General features: G+C 61.2%; 18 protein-coding genes and 2 pseudogenes. 8 read left to right on the forward strand and 12 right to left on the reverse strand.

Features of this window, described 5'->3' with window-relative positions; all coding sequences use genetic code 11:
• Nucleotides 1-215: 215 nt before the first annotated feature.
• The 3 genes and pseudogenes from AB0N24_RS21955 (at nt 216) to AB0N24_RS21965 (ending at nt 2,379) form a co-directional block, all read left to right on the forward strand.
• A complete protein-coding gene (locus tag AB0N24_RS21955; protein WP_364129022.1) occupies nt 216-659 on the forward strand; it encodes a branched-chain amino acid ABC transporter permease in 444 nt (147 codons plus the stop codon).
• Nucleotides 656-1,678 (forward strand): ABC transporter ATP-binding protein, encoded by a 1,023-nt coding sequence (locus AB0N24_RS21960; RefSeq protein ID WP_364129025.1) that lies wholly within the window; start codon nt 656-658, stop codon nt 1,676-1,678. Before AB0N24_RS21955 ends, AB0N24_RS21960 begins: the two co-directional genes overlap by 4 nt.
• Nucleotides 1,671-2,379 (forward strand): annotated as a pseudogene (locus AB0N24_RS21965) (ABC transporter ATP-binding protein). The gene AB0N24_RS21960 and the pseudogene AB0N24_RS21965 overlap by 8 nt, the downstream one beginning before the upstream one ends.
• A gap of 16 nt (nt 2,380-2,395) precedes the next feature.
• Here AB0N24_RS21965 and AB0N24_RS21970 read toward each other — a convergent pair.
• The 11 genes and pseudogenes from AB0N24_RS21970 to AB0N24_RS22020 form a co-directional block, all read right to left on the reverse strand.
• The gene (locus AB0N24_RS21970) at nt 2,396-3,142 is read right to left on the reverse strand and encodes a transposase (protein ID WP_364129027.1); all 747 of its coding nucleotides are present in this window, start codon (nt 3,140-3,142) and stop codon (nt 2,396-2,398) included.
• A 1,057-nt stretch (nt 3,143-4,199) separates the two neighbouring features.
• Nucleotides 4,200-4,493: pseudogene (locus AB0N24_RS21975) on the reverse strand (GNAT family N-acetyltransferase); the annotation flags it as partial.
• A 144-nt stretch (nt 4,494-4,637) separates the two neighbouring features.
• Entirely contained in the window at nt 4,638-6,074 is a 1,437-nt protein-coding gene (locus tag AB0N24_RS21980; protein ID WP_364129030.1) for a dihydrolipoamide acetyltransferase family protein, read from the reverse strand.
• Between the two features lie 2 nt (nt 6,075-6,076).
• Entirely contained in the window at nt 6,077-7,183 is a 1,107-nt protein-coding gene (locus AB0N24_RS21985) for a transketolase C-terminal domain-containing protein (protein WP_364129032.1), read from the reverse strand.
• Nucleotides 7,180-8,385, reverse strand: coding sequence for a pyruvate dehydrogenase (acetyl-transferring) E1 component subunit alpha (gene pdhA, locus AB0N24_RS21990; RefSeq protein ID WP_364129035.1), 1,206 nt, complete (start codon nt 8,383-8,385; stop codon nt 7,180-7,182). The genes AB0N24_RS21985 and pdhA overlap by 4 nt, the downstream gene beginning before the upstream one ends.
• Nucleotides 8,386-8,693: 308 nt before the next feature.
• Nucleotides 8,694-10,058, reverse strand: a complete 1,365-nt coding sequence (locus AB0N24_RS21995) for an LLM class flavin-dependent oxidoreductase (protein ID WP_364129038.1) — start codon at nt 10,056-10,058, stop codon at nt 8,694-8,696.
• A gap of 40 nt (nt 10,059-10,098) precedes the next feature.
• Nucleotides 10,099-11,235: a flavin reductase gene (locus AB0N24_RS22000; protein ID WP_364129040.1), complete on the reverse strand. Its 1,137-nt coding sequence runs from the start codon at nt 11,233-11,235 to the stop codon at nt 10,099-10,101.
• Complete coding sequence (locus AB0N24_RS22005) at nt 11,232-12,155, reverse strand: ABC transporter substrate-binding protein (RefSeq protein WP_364129043.1); 924 nt, start codon at nt 12,153-12,155, stop codon at nt 11,232-11,234. Before AB0N24_RS22005 ends, AB0N24_RS22000 begins: the two co-directional genes overlap by 4 nt.
• Entirely contained in the window at nt 12,152-12,883 is a 732-nt protein-coding gene (locus tag AB0N24_RS22010) for an ABC transporter permease (RefSeq protein ID WP_364129045.1), read from the reverse strand. Before AB0N24_RS22010 ends, AB0N24_RS22005 begins: the two co-directional genes overlap by 4 nt.
• The gene (locus tag AB0N24_RS22015; protein ID WP_364129048.1) at nt 12,880-13,524 is read right to left on the reverse strand and encodes an ABC transporter permease; all 645 of its coding nucleotides are present in this window, start codon (nt 13,522-13,524) and stop codon (nt 12,880-12,882) included. Before AB0N24_RS22015 ends, AB0N24_RS22010 begins: the two co-directional genes overlap by 4 nt.
• A complete protein-coding gene (locus tag AB0N24_RS22020) occupies nt 13,517-14,632 on the reverse strand; it encodes an ATP-binding cassette domain-containing protein (protein ID WP_364129088.1) in 1,116 nt (371 codons plus the stop codon). Before AB0N24_RS22020 ends, AB0N24_RS22015 begins: the two co-directional genes overlap by 8 nt.
• A gap of 196 nt (nt 14,633-14,828) precedes the next feature.
• Between AB0N24_RS22020 and AB0N24_RS22025 the strand changes: the two genes are divergently transcribed.
• Nucleotides 14,829-15,623 (forward strand): IclR family transcriptional regulator, encoded by a 795-nt coding sequence (locus AB0N24_RS22025; RefSeq protein WP_364129050.1) that lies wholly within the window; start codon nt 14,829-14,831, stop codon nt 15,621-15,623.
• 718 nt (nt 15,624-16,341) lie between these two features.
• On the opposite strand, the gene AB0N24_RS22030 is transcribed toward AB0N24_RS22025, so the two are convergent.
• Complete coding sequence (locus AB0N24_RS22030) at nt 16,342-17,544, reverse strand: helix-turn-helix domain-containing protein (protein WP_364129053.1); 1,203 nt, start codon at nt 17,542-17,544, stop codon at nt 16,342-16,344.
• A gap of 130 nt (nt 17,545-17,674) precedes the next feature.
• On the opposite strand from AB0N24_RS22030, the gene AB0N24_RS22035 reads away from it, so the two are divergent.
• From AB0N24_RS22035 to AB0N24_RS22050, 4 genes are read left to right on the forward strand one after another with little or no spacing between them, the layout of a single operon-like run.
• A complete protein-coding gene (locus AB0N24_RS22035; protein WP_364129056.1) occupies nt 17,675-18,451 on the forward strand; it encodes an amino acid ABC transporter ATP-binding protein in 777 nt (258 codons plus the stop codon).
• A complete protein-coding gene (locus AB0N24_RS22040; RefSeq protein ID WP_364129058.1) occupies nt 18,448-19,101 on the forward strand; it encodes an amino acid ABC transporter permease in 654 nt (217 codons plus the stop codon). The genes AB0N24_RS22035 and AB0N24_RS22040 overlap by 4 nt, the downstream gene beginning before the upstream one ends.
• Nucleotides 19,101-19,781, forward strand: a complete 681-nt coding sequence (locus AB0N24_RS22045) for an amino acid ABC transporter permease (RefSeq protein WP_364129061.1) — start codon at nt 19,101-19,103, stop codon at nt 19,779-19,781. The genes AB0N24_RS22040 and AB0N24_RS22045 overlap by 1 nt, the downstream gene beginning before the upstream one ends.
• 23 nt (nt 19,782-19,804) lie before the next feature.
• Complete coding sequence (locus AB0N24_RS22050) at nt 19,805-20,653, forward strand: transporter substrate-binding domain-containing protein (protein WP_364129064.1); 849 nt, start codon at nt 19,805-19,807, stop codon at nt 20,651-20,653.
• Nucleotides 20,654-20,656: the final 3 nt, after the last annotated feature.

A 20,656-nucleotide genomic window follows, 5' to 3' on the forward strand; every position in this document is an offset into this window, starting at 1 on the left:
CAACCTGTCCGGCCCAAAGTTTGGTGAGCAGGACCTCCTGCCAGTGCGGTTGCGGGCAGTTCGCTCCCTGACGTCGCACCGATGTTCACCCACTTGATGTGGACTTGCTGAAGTTTAACCGTGCCGGTCCGGGCAGGCCACGTACGCGCCCGGACCGTGTTCGCGGTGACAAGTCCATACTCATACAGAGCCATCCGAACCCACCTTCGGAGATCATGGGTGTGCCGACGTTCAAGTACAAGGTCTGGGCGTTCGCCCTCGGCGCCGCCGTTGGCGGTCTCTCCGGGGCGCTGTTCGCCGGCCAGGTAGGCTTCGTGAACGACCAGAAGTTCGACGTCGTCACTTCAGTTCTGTTCCTGTGTGCGGTAGTGCTCGGTGGTACCGGAAACAAGGTGGGCGCGATCCTGGGCGGGGCCCTGGTGGCGTACATTCCGCTGCGCTTCACGGCCATTGCCGAGTACAAGTTCCTGATCTTCGGTGCTGCCCTGGTGCTGATCATGATCTTCCGACCGGCCGGATTGCTGCCCGCGCGGCAGCGCCTGCTGGCCTACGGCCGGACGGCATACAACAAGGTGCTTAACAAGGGACACGACGGCGGTGCTTCCTCCGCAGCGGAGCCGGCACTGGCCGCGACCAAGGGAACGGAGGCCAAGGCATGAGCAGCGACCGCAGCGAAGATCTGCCCAGGCATTCGGCCGACTGGCCCGTCGGAGAGCCGGTGGACCCCTCCGGTGCCTCCATAGCGGAATCCGCAGTGGCCACGATAGATACGGCACTTGAGCCGAAATTGGCGGGTGCGGCCCAACCGGCGGCGATCGATGTCGAAGCCCTGGAAGAACTGGGCGTCGACCTGGACGTGGCCGAAAGCGTCGCCCCGGAGCGGCACATCTCCGTCAAGGTCGGCGACAACCTGATCGAGGTGGTGAACCTGAGCATCAAGTTCGGCGGCCTGACGGCACTGGACAACGTCAGTTTCAATATCAGGCGCGGGGAGATCCTGGGCCTGATCGGTCCCAACGGCGCAGGCAAGACCACCTGCTTCAACGCGATGACAGGCGTCTACAAACCGACCAGCGGCAAGGTGCTGCTGGAGGGCCAGTCGGTCGGGGGGCTAGCGCAGCACAAGATCACCCGGCGCGGGTTGGCCCGGACCTTCCAGAACATCCGCCTTTTTGGCGAGATGACAGCACCGGAGAATGTCGTCGTCGGGCTTGACGCACGGCACAAAACCAGCGTCGGAGGTGCCTTGCTGCGGCTGCCCACGCATATCCGCGAAGAGAAGTCCGCCGTGGAGCGCGGCATGGCGCTGCTGGAGTTCGTTGGCATCGCCGACCACGCGCACTTCCTCTCCCGGCACCTGCCCTACGGCTACCAGCGCCGGCTCGAAATTGCGCGGGCGCTGGCCACGGATCCCAAGATGCTGTGCCTTGACGAGCCCGGGGCCGGCTTCAACCCGGCGGAGAAGGAAGAGCTGATGACGCTCATCCGGACCATCCGCGACGACGGCTACACAGTGCTGCTCATCGAGCACGATATGAAACTGGTGATGGGCGTGACGGACCGGATTGTGGTCCTGGAGTTCGGCAAGAAGATTGCCGATGGCGCTCCCGCCGAGATCCGTGAAGACCCGCGTGTAATTGCCGCCTACCTGGGGGAGCCCGAAGATGACCTTGCTTGAGCTCGATAAGGTATCCGTGCACTACGGCCGGATCCAGGCGATCCGGGACATGTCCTTTCACTGTCAACGAGGGCGAGATTGTCTCGCTGATCGGCGCCAACGGTGCCGGCAAGACCACGACGATGAAAGCTATCTCCGGTCTGCTGAACCCGTCCAGCGGCACCATCCGGTTCGCCGGCGAGGACATCACCAAGATGAAGGCCCATATCCGGGTGGCGCAGGGAATCTCCCAGGCGCCCGAAGGTCGGGGAATCTTCCCTGGCATGACGGTCATGGAGAACCTGGACATGGGCGCGTTCGGCCGCAAGGACCGCAGCGGCATGGGCGCGGACATGGAACGTGTCTTTGACCTCTTCCCGCGCCTGAAGGAACGGCAGAAGCAGTACGGCGGCACCATGTCCGGCGGCGAGCAGCAAATGCTCGCCATCGGCCGGGCGCTGATGTCCAGTCCCAAGCTGCTGCTGCTGGACGAGCCTTCCATGGGCCTGGCCCCGCAGTTCATCCGGCAGATCTTCAAGATCATTACCGAGATCAACAGCCAGGGCACCACGGTGCTGCTGGTGGAGCAGAACGCCAACCAGGCGCTGGCACGGGCCGATCGGGCATTTGTGCTGGAGACGGGGGAGATCACCCACAGCGGCACCGGAAAGGAGTTGCTGGTCAACCCGGCGATCAAGGAAGCCTACCTGGGCGTCGGCTAACCCCAATGCCGTTCGGTTAGGGTCCGGGGTCCCGTGTCAAGATCGTGGTGTCGGGTGTCGCGGAATAGGTTCGACGGTCGACATCCCGTTCCTTGGCGCGGTACTTGGAGATCGCGCGTTTGACCACCCGGGGCCGGGAGCGGATGCGGCGGGCGGGCAGCGGTTCGGCCAGCACGGCCGCCCCGATGCGGCCGACCAGGTCCACCACGGTTCCGGTGAGGATCCCGCGGGCCTGGACCACCTGGTCGCGGGCGGACCTCAATCCGATGGTGAAGGACAAGCGGTCCGGATCGATCCCGGGATGCTGCATCGTCACATCGATCATCGCGGTGCGCAGCACCTGGTAGCAGGCCAGCAGCGCCCAGGTCTCCTGGATGACCGCGGCCGGGTGCCGGCCGCGCAGCACCCGGCCGGCCAGGATGCGTGATTTCAATTCGCAGTAGGCCGTTTCGATCTCCCAGCGCTCATGGTAGAGCCTGACCAGTCCCGGGGCGGGAGCCTGGACCGGGTCCAGCAACGTGGTGACCAGCCGGTATCCGGCGGTGAGCGTTTTGGCCTCGGTGGTGACGGTGAGTTCGGCGTCGATGAGCCGCACGCGTTGGCGGGCATGGGAGAGGCAGGAACCGTCGGCCAGCTGCTGAAGGACCGGCAGTTTCATGGCGTTGGGACCGGTCCTGGCGCGGAACAGGAAGTCAGCTCCGGTGGCGGCCACTTCACGGAAGAAGCCGTAGGTGGCGAAGTTCCGGTCCCCGAGCAGCACCATGCCCGGTTGCAGGCAGCGGAACTCGTCGGCAATGAAGCGGCCAGCTCTTGCTGGCGCGCGGCGGAAACGCCTGGAATCCAGCGCCGGACTGCAACCTGAGTTGCAAGATACACAGGCAAACCAAGATGCCGCCACCGGTCATTTCTAAGTTGCGGTTGACACGCAGGCATCCCTGGCCAACAGCACGGCGTCCACAAAGGACAGAAAAAGACCCGCACACCGGAACGGGCAGCCGAATTGGTCCAGCGTGCCGGCAACGGTGTTCCGAAAGCCGCCCTTGCCCGTGACGATGGGATCCATCCCCGCCGTGAACCGGGTGTTGGCTGAGCAGTTCTGACTTCCAAAGTCTGGGGAGAAACGCCACGAAATGATGGCAGAAATCAGCCCCTTTTACAGGCACTCCCCCCCACTTTTGGAACGCCGATAATGGACCTTCTGTCAGCCTGGCCATGTCTGGATCACCCGTTGCTTCCTACAAGGGAGACGGTCCACGGCTGGGGTCAATTCTGGTTATCCACGGCTGGGAATGGGAGCCGTTGGAGTATCTCCCTGGCAGCAGTAGCAGTGGGCAACCAATGAGAATTGTCCCCGGTCGTGGGCAGCGGCAGCCTCATGTTCACTCAGGTTCTGGAAGCCAGGGTGGGAATCGTAAAACGCGTCACAACCATCGTCATCAGGTTGGGGTGTACCTCAACTGACCAGCCCCCGCCATCCCGCCGGGACGTGTTGATTGGAACGCACGGTGCAGGTCCAGGCCGCGTCGGCGTAGGCCTTCTGGATGAGCTATGTCAGGCCGAGGCGGTCAAGAAGGTTCAGTTTCGTCTCTCCATAGCCTCTGCTATCCGTCGCGCTGCCTTGATGACCTCTTCGCCGTGGTCTTTACCAGGGGATTCGGTTACTCGAGCGAGGGGCATGGCGAGGCAGACAGCGGCGATGATTCCTTGGTCAGTCAACACATGCACTGATGGAACCCAGCCCGGGGGCGCGGGCTCCGACGGCCTCGATCCAGCCTGCCGTTGCCAGTTCGGCCAAGGCCTTCAGGGCGAAGCCGCAGCCCCAAAAACGCTTCCACCCGGGTTTCTGATTCGGGCATCAGCGCGGAGAGTTTGTCCAGCCCATGCGGAGCCATCCGGTTTTCGACGGCGGCCAGCAGCGAGGTGCCGATGCCGCGGCCGCGGTACTCGGGCAGCGTGGCCAGGAAGGCGATCCAGCCATCGTCGTGGGCGGCGCGTCCGACGGCGCCGCCCACCACCTGGTCGCCCTGCACCGCCACCACGGCATGGTCCTTCTGGCAGGACGCAAGAACCTCGGAGAAGGCATACACCGGCTCGACGTTATGCGACTTGAGGGTCGGGGACCGGGGTGCGCTCCTCTTGCTCCCGTGCTGGAGGGACCTGGGGACTCGCTTCATCGTCCTGTGGGGCGCGTCCGGCTAAATTCTTCGCCCTCTTTTCGAAGGCTGTGAAGGTTGCCCATCCATGATGGGGCTCGTTGGCTATAGGTCGGCCAACGCTGAAGTGGGGTTCTCGATGGCGTCGGCGACGTGGCGTAGGAATCCGCCGGCCGCTCCGCCGTCACAAACGCGGTGGTCAAATACGAGCGTCAGCTCGACAACTTTTCGGACGGCTATTTCTCCATTGACTACCCACGGTTTGTCGATGATGCGGCCTACGCCAAGGATTGCGACTTCGGGGTAGTTGATGATTGCGGCTGATCCGTCTACACCGAAGACGCCGTAGTTGTTCAGTGTGAAGGTGCCGCTGCCTAGTTCAGCCGGTGTCGCTTTACCTTCGCGTGCAACCTTGCTGAGGCGGCGGATTTCGGTATCCAGTTGGCGGGCGCTGAGTTTGTCGGCGTTGCGGATAGAGGGAACTACGAGTCCCCTGTCGGTTTGCGCTGCAAACCCGAGGTTTATCCCATCGAAACCGATAATTTCCTTCAGCTCACTGTCTTCCGCTTCGTGTGCGGTTTGGAACCGGGTATTCAGCTCCGGGTACTTCTTGAGGCCGGAGGTGACGAAACGGGCAATGAAGGCAAGCAGCCCAGGGGTGTTGTCGGCATTCTGCTTCTTCATACCCTCCCGCAGCTCTACTAGTGCAGTTGCGTCGGCATCAACCCAGACTGTGGCTTCGGGGATTTCCGTTCGGCTGCGAGACATGTTGGCCGCCACCGCCTTGCGCACGCCCTTAACCGGCGTCCTTGCTGCAATACGAAGTCCAGTACGGGAGTCGATGTCTGTGTCGCGGGAAGTTGGATCGGTCCCGGTCACCGGCGCTTCTGCCGGCGCCTCTTTTGTGGGCGCGGCCACGGGTGTTGTTGGCAAGGAGGGAGCTGAGATGGCCGATTCCACGTCACGCCGTGTTATCAAACCGGCTGTTCCTGTGCCGATAAGCGAGTTTAGGTCGATTCCATTCTCTCGGGCCATCCTGCGAACGAGGGGCGAGCTGACGGTTCCGGGTCTTCCCTGGCTCGGTGGAGTGGATGCCGGTGCCGACACGTTAGCACCGGCGGTGGTAGCAGCGGCTTTACGCGGCCGGCTGCGGCGTGCCTGACCATGCCCTCCCGGGGTGCCGTAGCCGATCAGGACGTTCCCAGAGCCGGCCTTTTCTTCTTCCCGATAGGCAGTTGCGGCGGCGTCTGCAGCTGGTGTGGCGCCGATATCGGCGCGGGGCAGGCTGGCAGGAGTGCCCGCGGCATTCACGGAAATGAGTGGCTTTCCCACGTCGAGTGTCTGCCCTGGTTCTCCGTGAAGGATGGCGACCATGCCGGCGTAGGGCGACGGTACTTCAACCATGGACTTCGCTGTTTCCACTTCGGCTATTGGCTGGTCTACGCGGATTTCGTCCCCGACGGAGACGAGCCAGTTGACCAGTTCCGCTTCGGTGAGGCCTTCTCCGAGGTCAGGGAGGAGGAATACGTTTGGTTCACTCATAATTAGTCTTCCCACTGGAGGTCGTCGACGGCGTCGAGGATGCGGTCCACGCCGGGCAGGTAATAGTGCTCTAGTTTTGGTGCCGGGTAGGGAACGTCAAAGCCGGTGACACGGCGGATGGGTGCTCTGAGGTAGTGGAAGCAGTTTTCCTGGACCCGGGCTACGACCTCGGAGGCCACGGACGCGAAACCGTGGGCTTCGGCAATCACTATGGCGCGCCCCGTCTTGCGTACGGATGCGTTGACGGTTTCGTCATCGAAGGGGACGATCGAGCGGACGTCTACGACTTCCAGGGAACGCCCTTCTTCGGCGGCTGCAGCAGCCGCGGCCAGGGCCGTTGGAACGGAGGGGCCGTAAGCGATGAGGGTAGCGTCAGTCCCTGCGCGGGCGACGGCCGCACGGCCCTCAGTTGAGGTGCCCGCCTCGGTGTTGGCTGCATGCTGGTCGCGCAGGGCCTGCAGGTCTACGAGGTCCTTGGACCAGTAGAGCTTTTTGGGTTCCAGGAAGATGACGGGGTCATCGGAATCGATGGCTTCGCGCAGCATGCGGTACCCGTCGGCCACGGTGGCCGGTGCGTACACCTTCAGTCCGGCGGTGTGGGCGTAGTAGGCCTCGGAGGAATCACAGTGGTGTTCGACGCCCCCAATGCCTCCGGCGTACGGGATCCGGATCACGATAGGCAGTTTCACGGCGCCCTTGGTGCGGTTATGCATTTTGGCCACGTGGCTGACGATTTGTTCAAACGCGGGGTAAGCAAATGCGTCGAACTGCATTTCGATTACAGGCCGCATGCCGTTCATGGCCATGCCCACGGCCATACCCACGATGCCTGATTCTGCCAAAGGAGTGTCGAAGCACCGTTGGTTACCGAACGTCCTGGTCAGACCGTCAGTGATGCGGAAGACCCCGCCTAGCGTTCCGACGTCCTCGCCGAAAACGATGACTGAGTTGTCGTTGTTCATCGCGTCGACCATGGCTGTATTGATTGCCTTGGCGAGGGTCGCTGACTGCGGTCCGTTTTCAGGTGCGGCCGCGCGGGCAGCAGCCGGGGCGGTGGCGGCACTGACGTTGCCGTTGGCTTCGGAGGAAGTTGTGATGGTGGGGCTCATTTGGTTGCTTCTTCCCGGGAGAGTTCGTCGGCGAGGAGTGCCGACTGTTCCTTCAGTTGCGGGGTCGGGGAGGAGAAGACGTACTTGAAGAGGTCCTGGGGGTCCACGGCGACGTCTTCGTTGAGCCCGTCCCGGAGTTGGGCAGCAACTACTTCGGCCCTTTCGGCTATCTGCGTTTCAAGTTCGTTGTCCAACAGGCCTTTTTTAGTGAGGTAGGTCGTCATCCGGCTTAGGGGGTCTTTGGCTAGCCATTCGGCGACCTCGCTGTCCTGGCGGTAGCGAGTGGCATCGTCGGCGTTGGTGTGCGCCTGCATTCGGTACGTGTGTGCCTCGACGAGAAGTGGACCTGAACCTTCACGGGCCAGTTTCACTGCCCGGCCCAGTACTGCCAGGACAGCGACGAGGTCATTGCCGTCGACGCGTTCTCCTGCCATCCCGTAGCCCACTGCCTTGTGCGCCAGAGACGGGGCGACGGACTGCTGTGCCAAAGGCACCGAAATGGCGTACTTGTTGTTTTGTATGAAGAAGATGACGGGGAGTTTGAAAACAGCCGCGAAGTTCAATGCTTCGTGGAAGTCGCCTTCACTGGTCGCCCCGTCCCCGCACATAGCCAAGACAACGGTTTCTTCACCGCGCAGCTTGGCGGCGTGGGCTACGCCGACAGCGTGAAGGAGCTGAGTGGTCAGGGGTGTGGACTGGATTCCCACTTTGTGGTCGTTAGGGTTGTACCCGCCGTGCCAGTCACCTCGGAACAAGGTCATCACCTGTACGGCGCCGACACCGCGGGCCATTACGGCCACAGAATCCCGGTAGGTGGGGAACAACCAGTCCCCGTCCGAGAGACAGAGGGCTGCTGCTACTTGGCATGCTTCCTGACCGTGGCTGGATGGATAGACAGCCATGCGCCCCTGGCGGACCAGGGCCGAGTTCTGGTCGTTAACCCTACGTCCAATAACCAGCTGCTCGTAGGCAGCTACTAGCTCCTGGTCTCCAGGAATGGGATATTCGTGGCCGGGTTGGGCGCCCTGATCGTCAAGGGGGACGAGGTTGCCGTCCTGGTCTACCATCTGAATCGGGTGGTGCGCGGGGAGCATGTAGTCCTCCACCGTGATGCCGAATTTGAGCACCGACACCGGAATGGAGTCCTCGGCGGGCGTAACCGGAGCCTTCTCGGGCGTCTTAGGGTTTGCGGAGATCGTCATTGTCCCGTCCTGGATAGATCACTATTTCCAATAATTATCCCCAAAAAACGATTTTTGAGCGTTGCTATTATGGAAATGCGGATAGAAATCACTTTTTGCAGAGGTTTGAAAGACATAATGCTGATGTGACACGGCATAGGTGCCGGAGTGAAGACAGATGTTAGCTCTCCTTATTCAGTACAAATATGCCGACCAAGATGACTGGATGAAGCGTGCGGGGACTTGCGAGGTAGTCCTTCCGGCAGGGGCGTTGTTCCGAAATGAGGGGCTTGGGGCCGGGAGTGGTTCCCGGCCCCAGAGCCGGGGACTTAGACCTGGGTTAAGGTCGGCTGCTGTGTCTGGAATTCTCCGCGCTCGGGCCTGGTGAGCCCGAGATGGTCGCGGAACGTTGTGCCGGAGTATTCGCTGCGGAACAGCCCGCGTTCCTGCAGCAGGGGGAGTACGTGCTCGCGGAAGTCGTCGAATCCGTCCGGTAGGTACGGTGGCGAGAGGATGTAGCCGTCCACGGCGCCTGCTTCGAACCATTCGGCGAGTTCAGCGGTGACGGACTCGGGGGTGCCGATCACGACGCGGTGCCCGTACGCACCAACGACGCGCAAATAGAGTTCGCGCAGGGTCAGATTTTCGCGTCGGGCTGTCTCCACGATGAGTCGCTGGCGGCTCTTGTAGGCCTCGGTCTCAGGAATCACGTCAGGAAGAGGCTCGTCCAAGGGGTAATCGGTCAGGTCAAATCCCAGAAGCTGTGACAAGCGGGCAAGACCGACTTCAGGGTGGATGAGTTCCTGCATCTGGCGGTACTTTGCTTGAGCTTCCTCGTCTGTGGCGCCGATGATCGTTTGCACGCCGGCGATTACGCGAATGCTGTCACGGGAGCGGCCCGCCTTTTCGGCGCGGTCCTTCAGGTCCTGGCTGAACGCCAGGGCAGCTTGCAGGCTGTTCTGCGCGGTGAAGGCGACTTCGGCAAACTGGGCAGCCAGATTCTTTCCTGCTTCTGAAGAGCCTGCTTGGACCTGCACTGGGCGGCCCTGGGGCGGACGCAGCACATTCAGGGGGCCTCGGACGGAGAAGTGCTGGCCCTGGTGGTTCAAGACGTGCATCTTTTCAGGGTCGAAGTATCGCCCGGATTCCTTGTTCAGGACGAATGCATCGTCGTCCCAGCTGTCCCAAAGCCCGGCGGTAACGCGGAAGAACTCCTCCGCACGTTCATACCGATCTGCGTTCTTCAGGTGCTCGGAACGACTGAAATTGCGTGCTTCAGCCTCGACGTAGGACGTCACCAGGTTCCATCCGGTCCGTCCGTTGCTGAGGTGGTCCAGGGAGGCAAACTTGCGTGCGATGTGGTAGGGCTCGTTGTAGGTCGTGGTCTGTGTGGCAACGAGCCCTATGCGGTTGGTGGACACGGACAAGGCCGCGAGGAGGGTCAACGGCTCAAATCGGTAGATTACCGGGTCCCGGCTCAGGGTTTCAGCGTCTCCCTCCGGTGCACACAACTCGTCGGCGAGGAATACAAAATCGAGTTTCGCGTCTTCAGCGGAGCGGGCGACGTCGAGAATGTCCTGGAAGTCCCATCCGGCATTGGAGAGGGCATCGGGGTGGCGCCAGCCTGCAATGTGCGAACTGGCCGGCGAGAGCAGTAGGCCTAGGGCCATGTGCCGCTTGGAGGGCGTAGTCATGGGGGTTCCGTTCTTGCTAATTCGTCAGCAGAGTCGTCTATCAGTGGGCTTGAAGTGCGGTACTCGCGATTTGCTGTGTCGCAGCGAGGAGTTCATCGGCGCATCGTTGGACTGCCTCGGCGTCCAGTTCGGATGGGAGCCCGTAGAGCGAGAGGACCAGCACAGCTGTGCCGTCGGGAGCCAATACCGGTGCGGCGATGGACTTTACTTTCTGGTCAAGGAAGGAGCCGATGGCTTCGGCGCCGGGGTCGATGAACCCGCGAGCATCTGCCTCCGGTGTTCCCGAACCGAACTCACCGTCTCCCACGGTGACGGAATAGCCTCTGGTGCGGATACCGTCGAGCATTGAGTGTGCCTCGGAGCGGCTCATGGTCCCGGACGCGTCGATCCATCGTTGAATGTCGGCTTCATTGGCCCATGCCATGGCCGTGCGGCCGAAGGGCGCTGCCGCGGGGACGCGCTGCCCGACGATGGAGGAGATCCAGTCGGTTTTTCCGGGTCCGGCGCTGGCCAGTAGGACGAATTCGTCGCGCACCCGTCCGCCAATCAGGCAGTCGCAGCCGAGCTTGGCTGCCAGGTCCTCCATAAACGGCCGGGCTTTGTCCACGACGGTGAGTTCGCGGGCCAGGTCAGGCCCTGCTACGGCCATTGAGTGGGGCGTGAATCCGCCATACCCACCTTGGAGGAACAGCAATGGCAGGTCCAGGGATGCAACGTCCATGGTGTTGACGCGGCCCAGAACAATCTCATGGTCCCCGGCGTCCATCACATTTTGGATTGTGCAGTCCAGCCGTGCGACTGCTTTTTCCAGAAATGGAGTGCCGGACTCGGACGGATGCCAGTTCACGCTGTCGTACTTGCCGCCGGTCTTACTGCTGAAGGCTCTGCAGACGTTTTCCTGGCTGGCGCCCAGGATATTGACGGCGAAGCGGCCGGTAGCCTGGATGCGGGGCCACGACGTTGATGTTCGGGCAGGGAGGAAGGCAACCAGGGGCGGGTCGAGTGATACGGAGGTGAAGGTCCCTACGACCATGCCAATCGGAGTGCCATCTTCCTCCATGGAGGAGATCAGTGCTACCCCGGTGGGATAGCGGCCCAGGACCTGGCGGAACCATTGGGGGTTGGTTGGGCTGCTGGCCGCGACGGCGGTGGTGGCGTTATTGGTGTTAACTGTCATTTCAGGTCCTGCTTTCCAACCCACTCGGAGGCTACGTCCGCTGCGTCCATGTGGTCGATCGCGTAGGAGGCGTTCATGGAAGTAAGCTCCTCGGTGGTGAGGGACTTGCTGACAGCATTCAGGACGGACTGTGCCTTTTCGGGCACAGCCTCCTTGCAGACCAAGGGCGTTACGTTGTTGACGCCGAGTGCGTTTTTGGGGTCTTCCAGCACGGTGTAGCCATTGGCTTTGATCTGCGGAACCGTTGAGAACAGGAGGGCTGCATCCACGTCGCCCTTATCAAGGGCCGAGATCGTGATAGGACCTGAGTAGTCCAGCAGCTTGTATTCCTTGAATGCGATTCCGTAGGCCTTCTCCAGGCCGGCATAGCCGTCGGCACGGGTTTTCCATTCCGTCGGGCCACCGAACGTCATCCCGGAAGACGCTTTGGCAAGGTCCTCCATTGTTTTCAGGTTGAGGCGCTGAGCGGTTGCGTTGGTGACGGCAACGGCGTTGTTATCCTGGGCGGGCGATGAGGTGAGGATTCCCAGGTTGGCAGGCAATGTCTTGCCCAGCTCCGCGTCCACCGCGTCAGTGCCGGACGCCTGGGTGTCCGGTGCCACGAAGGCGAGGAGCGCCTGGTTATATTCGGGCACCACGTTGATGGAACAGTTTTCGATTTGTCCGTACAGGACTTCGCGGGCACCGATATTGAGCTTACGCTCGACGGCGTATCCGGCGTCCTCGAGAGCCTTGGCGTATATCTCTCCAAGGATGACGTTCTCAGAGAAGTTGGCAGACCCGACGACGATCTTCTCACCACTGCCGGCAGTCCCGGCTCCCGCGGTGCTGCCGGCATTTAGTGGGTCGGACGCACAGCCTGAAGCCAGTGCGAGCATGGCGGCGGCTGCGGCGATCGTCAAAGTGGAGTGAATTTTCATGTTGCGGTCTTCTTTCGTAGTGGCAGGACTGATGTGATGAAGGGCCCGCGTAGGGCTGCTCGGGATTTACGTGAGACCCCTGGGGAGGTGATGGCTGAAGCGAGGAGGATGAAGAAAATTTCGGTGGCGATGGCAAGGATGGCGGCAACGATGGATCCACCGGCCACCTGACCGAAGTCGCGGCGGCCGAGTCCGTCGAAGATGAACCGTCCAAGGCCTCCGAGGCCGACGTAAGCGGCGATGGTGGCTGCGGATATGACCTGGATGGCGGCCAACCGGACTCCGAGCAGGATGATCGGCAGGGCAACTGGAATTTCCACCTTCAGCAAGGTCGCCGGGCCCCGGAGGCCCACGCCCCGTGCTGCGTCAACCACGGCAGGATCGACATTGCGGACTCCTTCGAAGGCGTTCACCAGCATGGGCGGGATGGCCAGGACCACCAGTGCGATCAGCGGGGGGAGGAAGCCGATTCCGGAGAGGATGACGACGAGGGTAAGGAGGCCGAGTGTTGGCAGCGCACGGATGGTATTGGCAATGGTCAGGACGATGGTTTGTCCCCGATGCAGATGACCGAGCAAGGTGCCTAGAGGTAGGGCGACCGCGGCCGCTATCAGCATGGCAAGTGCGCTGTAAAGCAGGTGCTCAGTAACCCGGGTGGGGATGGAATCGGGCCCCGACCATGTCGTGGGCAGGGCCAGCCAGTCGGTGACGAGTTCGATGACGTTCATTGCGTTTTCCTTGCCCGGGACCATGGAGTGAGTCCGCGCTGGAGACCGACGAGACAGAGGTCAGTTGCTGCGGCCAACCCTGCCGTCAGCACAATGCCGACGAGGATGGGGGTGGCGAAGAATCTTTGGGTCCCATCAATGAACAGGTCGCCCAGGGAGGACAGCCCGATCACCGACACGACGGAGACCATGCTGATGTTGGCAACAGCAGCCACGCGCAGGCCGCCCAGGATCAACGGGGTCGCAATCGGAAGTTCAACCGCAATGAGCCGGCGCATCCTGCCGTACCCCATGCCGGCAGCAGCTTGCCGGACGGATTCATCTGTGGACCTAATGCCGTCGACGACGTTACGGAGCAAAAGGGCCACGGTGTAGAGGGTCAGCGGAAGAATCGCCGTCATCGGGGTGAGCCCCGTGAAAGGCAGCACGAAGACGAACAACGCCAGTGAGGGAATTGCGAAGAAGGCCGAACTGGACGCCAGAGCAACCGGATACATCCAGCCCCACCGCACGCACACCAACCCCAGTGGCACTGCCAATGCCAAGCCAACAATGACAGGAACGAATGAGAGGAGGATATGCTGCTGCAGCAGTTCCCATAGGTGCGGGGTATTTCGAATAATCCAATTCACGTCAAGCATGGACACGGCTCCGGTGGTTATTAATTGCCGGTTCCAAGGACGGAAAATCCACGAGGCCAAGAACCCGGTGGCTGCTGTCCGTCGCTACGGCCTGGCCGACTGGTGACAAAAGCGCTGAATCGAGGGCGCTGCGCATGACATCGACTCCAAGAACGAAGGTGCGCCGGCACGGCACGAGTTCATCGCCTGCTGTTGCCCCGGGACGAAGCCAGCCCAGTGCTTGGCCATCGTCATCGACCTGGAGCCGCCACTGATCGAGTTCGCTGAATGTACCGGCCCCGTACACCACACGTTCTGTTCGTGGCTCGATGCCCGACGTGCTCATCAGGGACAACCACTTGATGCCGCTGTCGCCGGTAAAGTCGCGCACGAACGCGTTGACCGGTTCAGTAAGCAGCCTCTCGGGCGTATCTGCCTGTGCGATGGTTCCGCCGCGCTGGAAGACAACGATCCGGTCGGCCAGGCGGACGGCCTCGTCCATGTCGTGGGTAACAAAGACGATCGTCTTACCGATATCGCGCTGCAGCCTCAGCAGTTCATTTTGAAGGTCCAGCCGAACCACAGGATCCACCGCAGAAAACGGCTCATCCATGAGAAGTACTGGTGGGTCGGCAGCGAGAGCGCGAGCGACGCCGACTCGTTGCTGCTGACCGCCGGAAAGCTGGTACGGGTACTTCCGCCCAAGTGCCGGGTCCAGTCCGACGCGTTCCATGAGCTCTATTGCCTGAAGACGCGCAACCCGCGGCTTGGTCCCCAGTAATACCGGAACGGTAGCGATGTTGTCCGCGATCGTCCGGTGCGGGAAGAGACCCGCGTTCTGAATCACATAACCAATGCCTCGTCTGAGAGTGCCCTCGTCGAGGTCTGACGCGTTGCGACCCCCAATCAGAATGCGTCCACTTGTAGGGGTAATCATGCGGTTGATCATGCGTAGGGATGTCGTCTTACCGCAGCCCGAGGGCCCAACAAAGACGGTGACCTTTCCCGCTTCGCACTCAAGGTCAATGCTGTCGACACCTACCGTTCCGTCCGGATAGCGCTTGCTGACGGATTCGAAGACGACGCTTGCGGGCCCGTGCCCTGCGGGGTGGTGTATATCAGATGCCATCGGAACTCCTCGTCGAGGGAAGCTAGCGAACGACGGGTTTTGAGACACCTCTTCGAGCCCCATCGCCCTGTGATCAAAATCATGCTGTAGCTACTATGACCGACAGACGGTCAGAATGCAACCGTTATTCGGTCACTGTGTTCTGGAGTATGCTCGAGGCATCCAACTGATGTCGGGCGCAAAAAGGGACGTTCATATGACACTCGATGGCGACACCCTGCTGTCCAACCCGCTGCTTCCAGGCACTGGGCGCAACGAGTCCCTCCGCCGCGCCTTCGACGTGCTTGAACTTCTCGCGCGGCATCCGCACGGAGCATCAGTCGCCGAGCTTTGTCACGACGCGGACCTGCCGCGCTCCACCGTCTCACGCCTACTGGCGTCCCTCTTCGACGCCGGCGCCGTCTCGCGACCGGGACAAGACCGAAAATGGATCCTTGGGCCCACCATCATGCGGCTAACAAATGCGGTGGCGCCACTTTCCGGACTCCAGGAACGCAGCGGTGCCATTCTTGAACAGATCACAGCGGAAACCGGCGAGACGTCCATGCTGGCTGTCCCCACCGGGCCGGCAACAGCCCGGGTCATCGAAGAAGTCAGAGGCCCCAAGCTCGTCGGCGTACATTCCCCCTGGACTGGCGAAACCATTAGTTCAGTCGCCTCGGGATTCGTCCGCCTGCTCCTAGCCGAGCTTCCTCCCGCCGAATCTGAACGAGTCATAGGCAGGATGGAGCTCGTTTCCCACACACCCAAGACCATTTCAGAGCTGGGCCAACTCATGGCTGTCATTGAGGATGTCCGCCAGCGCCGATACTCCGTTGTCGTGGACGAGCTCGAGGAAGGACTCGCAGGACTCGGTGTCCCAGCCATCAAAGATGGACAACTCATTGCCATGCTGGCCGTCTACTTGCCCACGCATCGCTTCACTCCGCAGCTTCAAAAGCAGGCACTAGCATCGCTCCAGCGCGGCGCAGCTCAATTGACTAGTCCATAGGCTTACTATCCGCCATCTGCCGCGGCGATAGAGTCTGGGCCCGGCGCAAAGGCGTGTGGGTATTGCGGCCAGGCCATAAGTATTCGCACCCGCGAGGATGGGCAGGGGAACAAAGAGCAGGCTGGATGTTTCCTTAGCCTCTTTTGCAGCGACTCACCCAACCCTTTCCAAGCGCCAATATGGACCTTCCGTCTGGCGGAGTCCGGGGTTGCGAAGTCCACTTGGCCGTAGCCTGCGGACTCGATCAGGCCCGCAGCGATGAGCCTGTTCCGGTACTTGGAAAATGGCGTTGGGCTTGGCCTTGAGGATGGCGCCCATCTGACCGGCGGCAGAGGGCCCATCCTGGGTAGCTATCGCGTCGAGGAACTCGCGGTCTCTGTCCGAGATATCCGCCGTTGCTGATTTCGACGACCACTAAGGTGCTCGTGGTTGGGCGGCAGCAATTCCCCACTGAACGCGGCTCTGGTCCAGTTTCCATCCCCCCTTGTCGGCTTCTGGCCAGAGGTAGTAGCCCTCCAGTTTGATCAGGAAGGGATACTTCTCGGTGGCTTCGGTTACCTTGGCGGACCTTCCGTTGTTCGGTTGGTATGCCCTCACCGGCCGGGCAAGCCCATTGAGTATCTGGCGGGCTGCTCCCTGTCGCACAACGACCATGACTATCGGCATCGAAGTAACGAGTCGCGATGCATTGCAGGGGAGTGGATCAGTGGTTGGTCAGTTAGAGAGGGGTAAGTCGGCCTTCACAGTGTGCTCGCTGGCGCGCGCTCCATACCCGCAATGCCAGCTGCGCCGAAGCTTGTTCCCATCCTGAGTTCAGGATCTCTTCGCCGGCGATTTCCTTAATGCGTCCGAGGCGGTAGTAGAGGGTCGCCCTGTGGATGTGGAGGGTCTGGCAGGTGGCTTGGACGTTCGCCCCGCTTTCGAAGTAGATCAGGAGCGTTTCCCAAAGATCGGCTTTGGTGAGCTGAATGAGCTTGTGCGCTGAGGGGCTGATCGATCGGATTAGCTCGGACGACCAGGGGTGGCCTCTGAGGAGTGTCCAGGCGCCGAGCGACTCCCATCGCCGGACCTCTTCGTGGCCGTCCCATCGGGCGACTGTGGCAGCGAAGGTGGCTCGTTCAAGTGCTTCCTTCGGGCTCAGGCCCTCTGCCATGTCGGCACCACCGACAGCGCGGAGCCGGAGATGTTTGCGTCGGCAGGAAAGTTGAGCGGCGGTCAATAGAGGCTGGTGGTCACGGCCGTCCACCGAGTTCCTGGCAACCAGCACCAGTCGGTCTTCGATTGGGGCGCCGACGAAGCTACCCGGGTGGGTGGTGGCCAAAAGGTCTGCAAGCAGTGCGAAGAGGTCTGCGGTGGTGACAGCTGTATGGGTGCCCTTCTCGGCTGAGGGGAGCATGCTCCAGACGGTGGCTTGCCCGAGCGTGACAAGCATTCCTGACCGGCCCGCGAGTTCAAGGGCTCCAACGTCACCCTCCCGCAGGAGATCATTCGTCAGCTGCACACTGGTACGGAGGATGGTGTCGGCCTGCTCGATATTTCGGGCGAGAATCGAGGCGATTTCTGTGGCATAGCGTGTGGCAAGGCTGAACTCGTGGTCCGTAAGCGGCGGATGGTTGATGATCCAGAGGAATCCCAGGAGCCGGCCCGCCTGCCGAAGCGGGAAGCACCAGCGGGCGAGAGTATTCAAGTCAGGGTGGGGTGGGACCTGGACAGGGCGGTCTGCTTGGGCGATGCCCAGGGACTTGACGTACTCCACGATTTCTGGCTCGGTGCGTCTGTTGAGGATGGCTTCAGAGCGGATTCGGTCGATTTCGCCGATCTGGGCGCTGGCCGCGATGACCTCTATGTATCGGTTGTCCACTGCAATGGAACGGCCCAGCTTCTCGCAGAGGTCATCGGTGAGCCCTTGAAGGTCAAGCACGGCATTCCTAAACAATTGTATGAAAGAGCATTTACATCAGTCTAAAGAAAGCTGCCCGGGGGGTCAGTACATTGGAGGAAAGTCACCGATTGTGTGACGTAAGCCATAGATAGCCCTGTGGAGGGTTCTAATGCTCACCCAGACACCAACGACGCTGGCCACTGAAGTAGTTGGCCTGCATAAGTCCTACGGCCACCATCAGGTCCTCGAAGGGGTGGACCTTGCAGTCAAGGAAGGCGAGGTAGTCGCCATCATCGGTCCCAGCGGATCGGGTAAAAGTACCTTTATTCGCTGCTTGAACCTGCTCGAAACTCCGACCCGCGGAACGCTGCGGATCAACGGCCGGGATGTGTGGAAAGACGGTGGCCGGCCAAGACGCCAGGAATTACAGCAGTTGCGTAGGGAAGTCGGCATGGTTTTTCAGTCCTTCAACCTCTTCCCGACCCAGACTGCGCTTGAAAATGTTTCACTGGCGCAGATCCACGCCTTGGGACGAACAAAGAAACAGGCGGATGAGCGTTCCCTTGACCTGCTGACCAAGGTCGGCCTGGCAAGCCGAGTGGACCACAAGCCAGCCCAGCTCTCTGGCGGCCAGCAACAACGCGTCGCCATCGCCCGCGCAATGGCCTTGGACCCCAAGATCCTCCTCTTCGATGAGCCAACGTCCGCCATCGACCCGGAACTGCGTGTAGAGGTTCTCCGGGTGATGCGTGATGTCGCCGCAACTGGGGTGACCATGCTGGTCGTTACCCACGAAATGCAGTTCGCGGAGCACGTTGCAGACCGCGTCGTCTTCTTCGCTGATGGCAACATCGTCGAGCAGGGCACGCCGCAACAGATATTCCACGCACCGCGTCACGAACGCACCAAGCAGTTTCTTTCCGCGGTTCTGGAGGAGGGGTTGTGACCCTGAATCTAACCTTGGAAATTTTCCTCCGTTCGATGGGCTTCACTCTGCTGGTTACAGGTGTGTCTTTCCTGCTTGCAGCAGTGTTGGGAGTTGCGGTCGCAGCCGCACGCAGGTCCAGCAACTCCCTGCTGTCTGGTCTTGCCGCGGTGTGGATCACGATTCTGCGTGGTGTCCCACCGCTGGTATGGCTGTTTATCGTGTACTTCGGCGTCACCGTGGGAGGAGCGAAATTCACTCCCATCAGTGCCGCGGTTATCACCTTCGGTGTTGTCGGCTCGGCCTACCTCGCTGAGGCCTACAGGGCCGGCCTGGATGCAGTGCCGAAGTCTCAGCGGGAGGCCCTGGCCGCGCTCAGTGTCCCGAGATGGGCCGCGATGCGTCTCGTGATCCTTCCGCAAGCCTTTCCCGTGATTATCAGCACCTGTGCCTCCTACGGTATCCATCTGCTGAAAGACACCGCATTGGCCTCCCTTATAGGGGTCCAGGAAATGACCTATCTGGCCAACGACATCGTCCAGCGAGGGACTGACGGTTTCACCGCATTCTTCCTGCTTGGTTTGGCATATTTGGCCCTGAGCATCCCCGTGGGCTTGCTCGCGCGGGCAGTTGCGGGCAGGTCCCAGCGCGGAAAAGTGAGGTTCGCATAATGATTGACGACATCCTTGCCCTGTTTCCCGGACTCGGTCTGAGCATCCAGCTCATGGTGGTTTCCCTGGCGGTCGGTCTTCCCCTTGGCCTGGCAGCAGGATTGGCCCTCTTCGAAGGCAACCGTGCGGTTCGAATCATTGTGGCGCTGCTGACCGAGCTCGGTAGGGGCTTCCCCGCGCTGGTAACTCTCTACCTGTTCTACTTCGGACTGCCTTCGCTGGGCATCGTCATGGATGCTTTCCCGGCACTCGTGGTCGCATTCGGGTACACAACTGCTTCCTACACGGCGGATATCTTCCGCAGCGCCTTGGCAGGCGTACCCGCCGCGCAGCATGAAGCGGCCGCAGCACTGTCGCTGAGCAGGTGGAAAACTCTCCGGCTGGTCATCCTCCCTCAGGCTATCCGTATCGTTATTCCGCCGGTCCTTGGCTTCTCGATCATCGTTTTTCAGGCGACTGCCCTCGCCTACAGCGTGGGTCTTAGGGAACTAACGAGCAGGGCCTACGACGAAGGCACACTCCACTTTGACACCTTGCACTTCATGCTCATCGCAGCGGTGATGTACCTGCTGGTTGCAGTCGGTATCGCGCTTGTCGCAAGGATCGTCCAGCACCGCATCGAGGGGACCGTCAAGATCAAGTCCCCGAGCATAACCCCGTCCCTCAACACCGTTTCTTAAATCCGCACCCACTAGGAGTCAAAATGCCCAAAAAGGGTACCGTTGTTGCTGCCCTCATCGCCTCGGCAACGCTGGCCATATCCATGACCGGCTGCATGCAGGCCACCACCGGCAGTTCCGCAGCGGACTGCACACCAGAATGGAACTTCGAAACCATTGAAAAGGGCAAGCTGATCGTCGCTGCAGTCGGCACCCTGCCCTACGTCGACATCAGGCCCGGCTCGTCCGAGGCCGGCGGGATCGACGGCTCTTTCTACACAGAATTCGCCAAGCGTGCCTGCCTCTCCGTCGACTTCCGAAGCCTCGGAGGCCCCGCCGCGGTTGCGGCTATGACTGAGAAGCAGGCGGACGTCGCCGCCGGCGGCTGGTACGCAACCCCCGAACGAGCCAAATCCATCGGACAAACCTCGTCCGTGTGGTTCAACTACAACGGGATTGTGTCCTCCGCCGGTTTGGGCACAGTGGATTCACTGCAGGGAAAGACTGTGGGAGTGGTCGGGGGATCCGTTTACGTCGCCCCCTTGGAGGCGGCGATAAGCAGCGACCACGTCAAGCAGTACCAGACGGCCGATGCCATCCTTCAAGACCTCAAAGCAGGACGTATCGACGCCGGTGTCGGCACAGCCGTGGAAATGGGCTATCAGGTGAAGGCACGGAACGAAAGCAACTTGAAGGTGGTGCCACTTGAATCCGACGAGAAGTATCCGGAACTGACCCAGGGTGGACAGGTGAACTTCCCCCACACCAAGGACAACACCGCGCTCGGCCAGGCGCTTGAGGACTACATCAAAAAGATCCAGAGCGGCGGCACCGTCCAGAAGGTCCTGGCCGAGTACGGCGCCGACGACGCCAAGTACACAAAGCAGCAGTAAGAG

The sequence above is a fragment of the Arthrobacter sp. NPDC093128 genome, assembly GCF_040683875.1.
Lineage (GTDB): Bacteria > Actinomycetota > Actinomycetes > Actinomycetales > Micrococcaceae > Arthrobacter.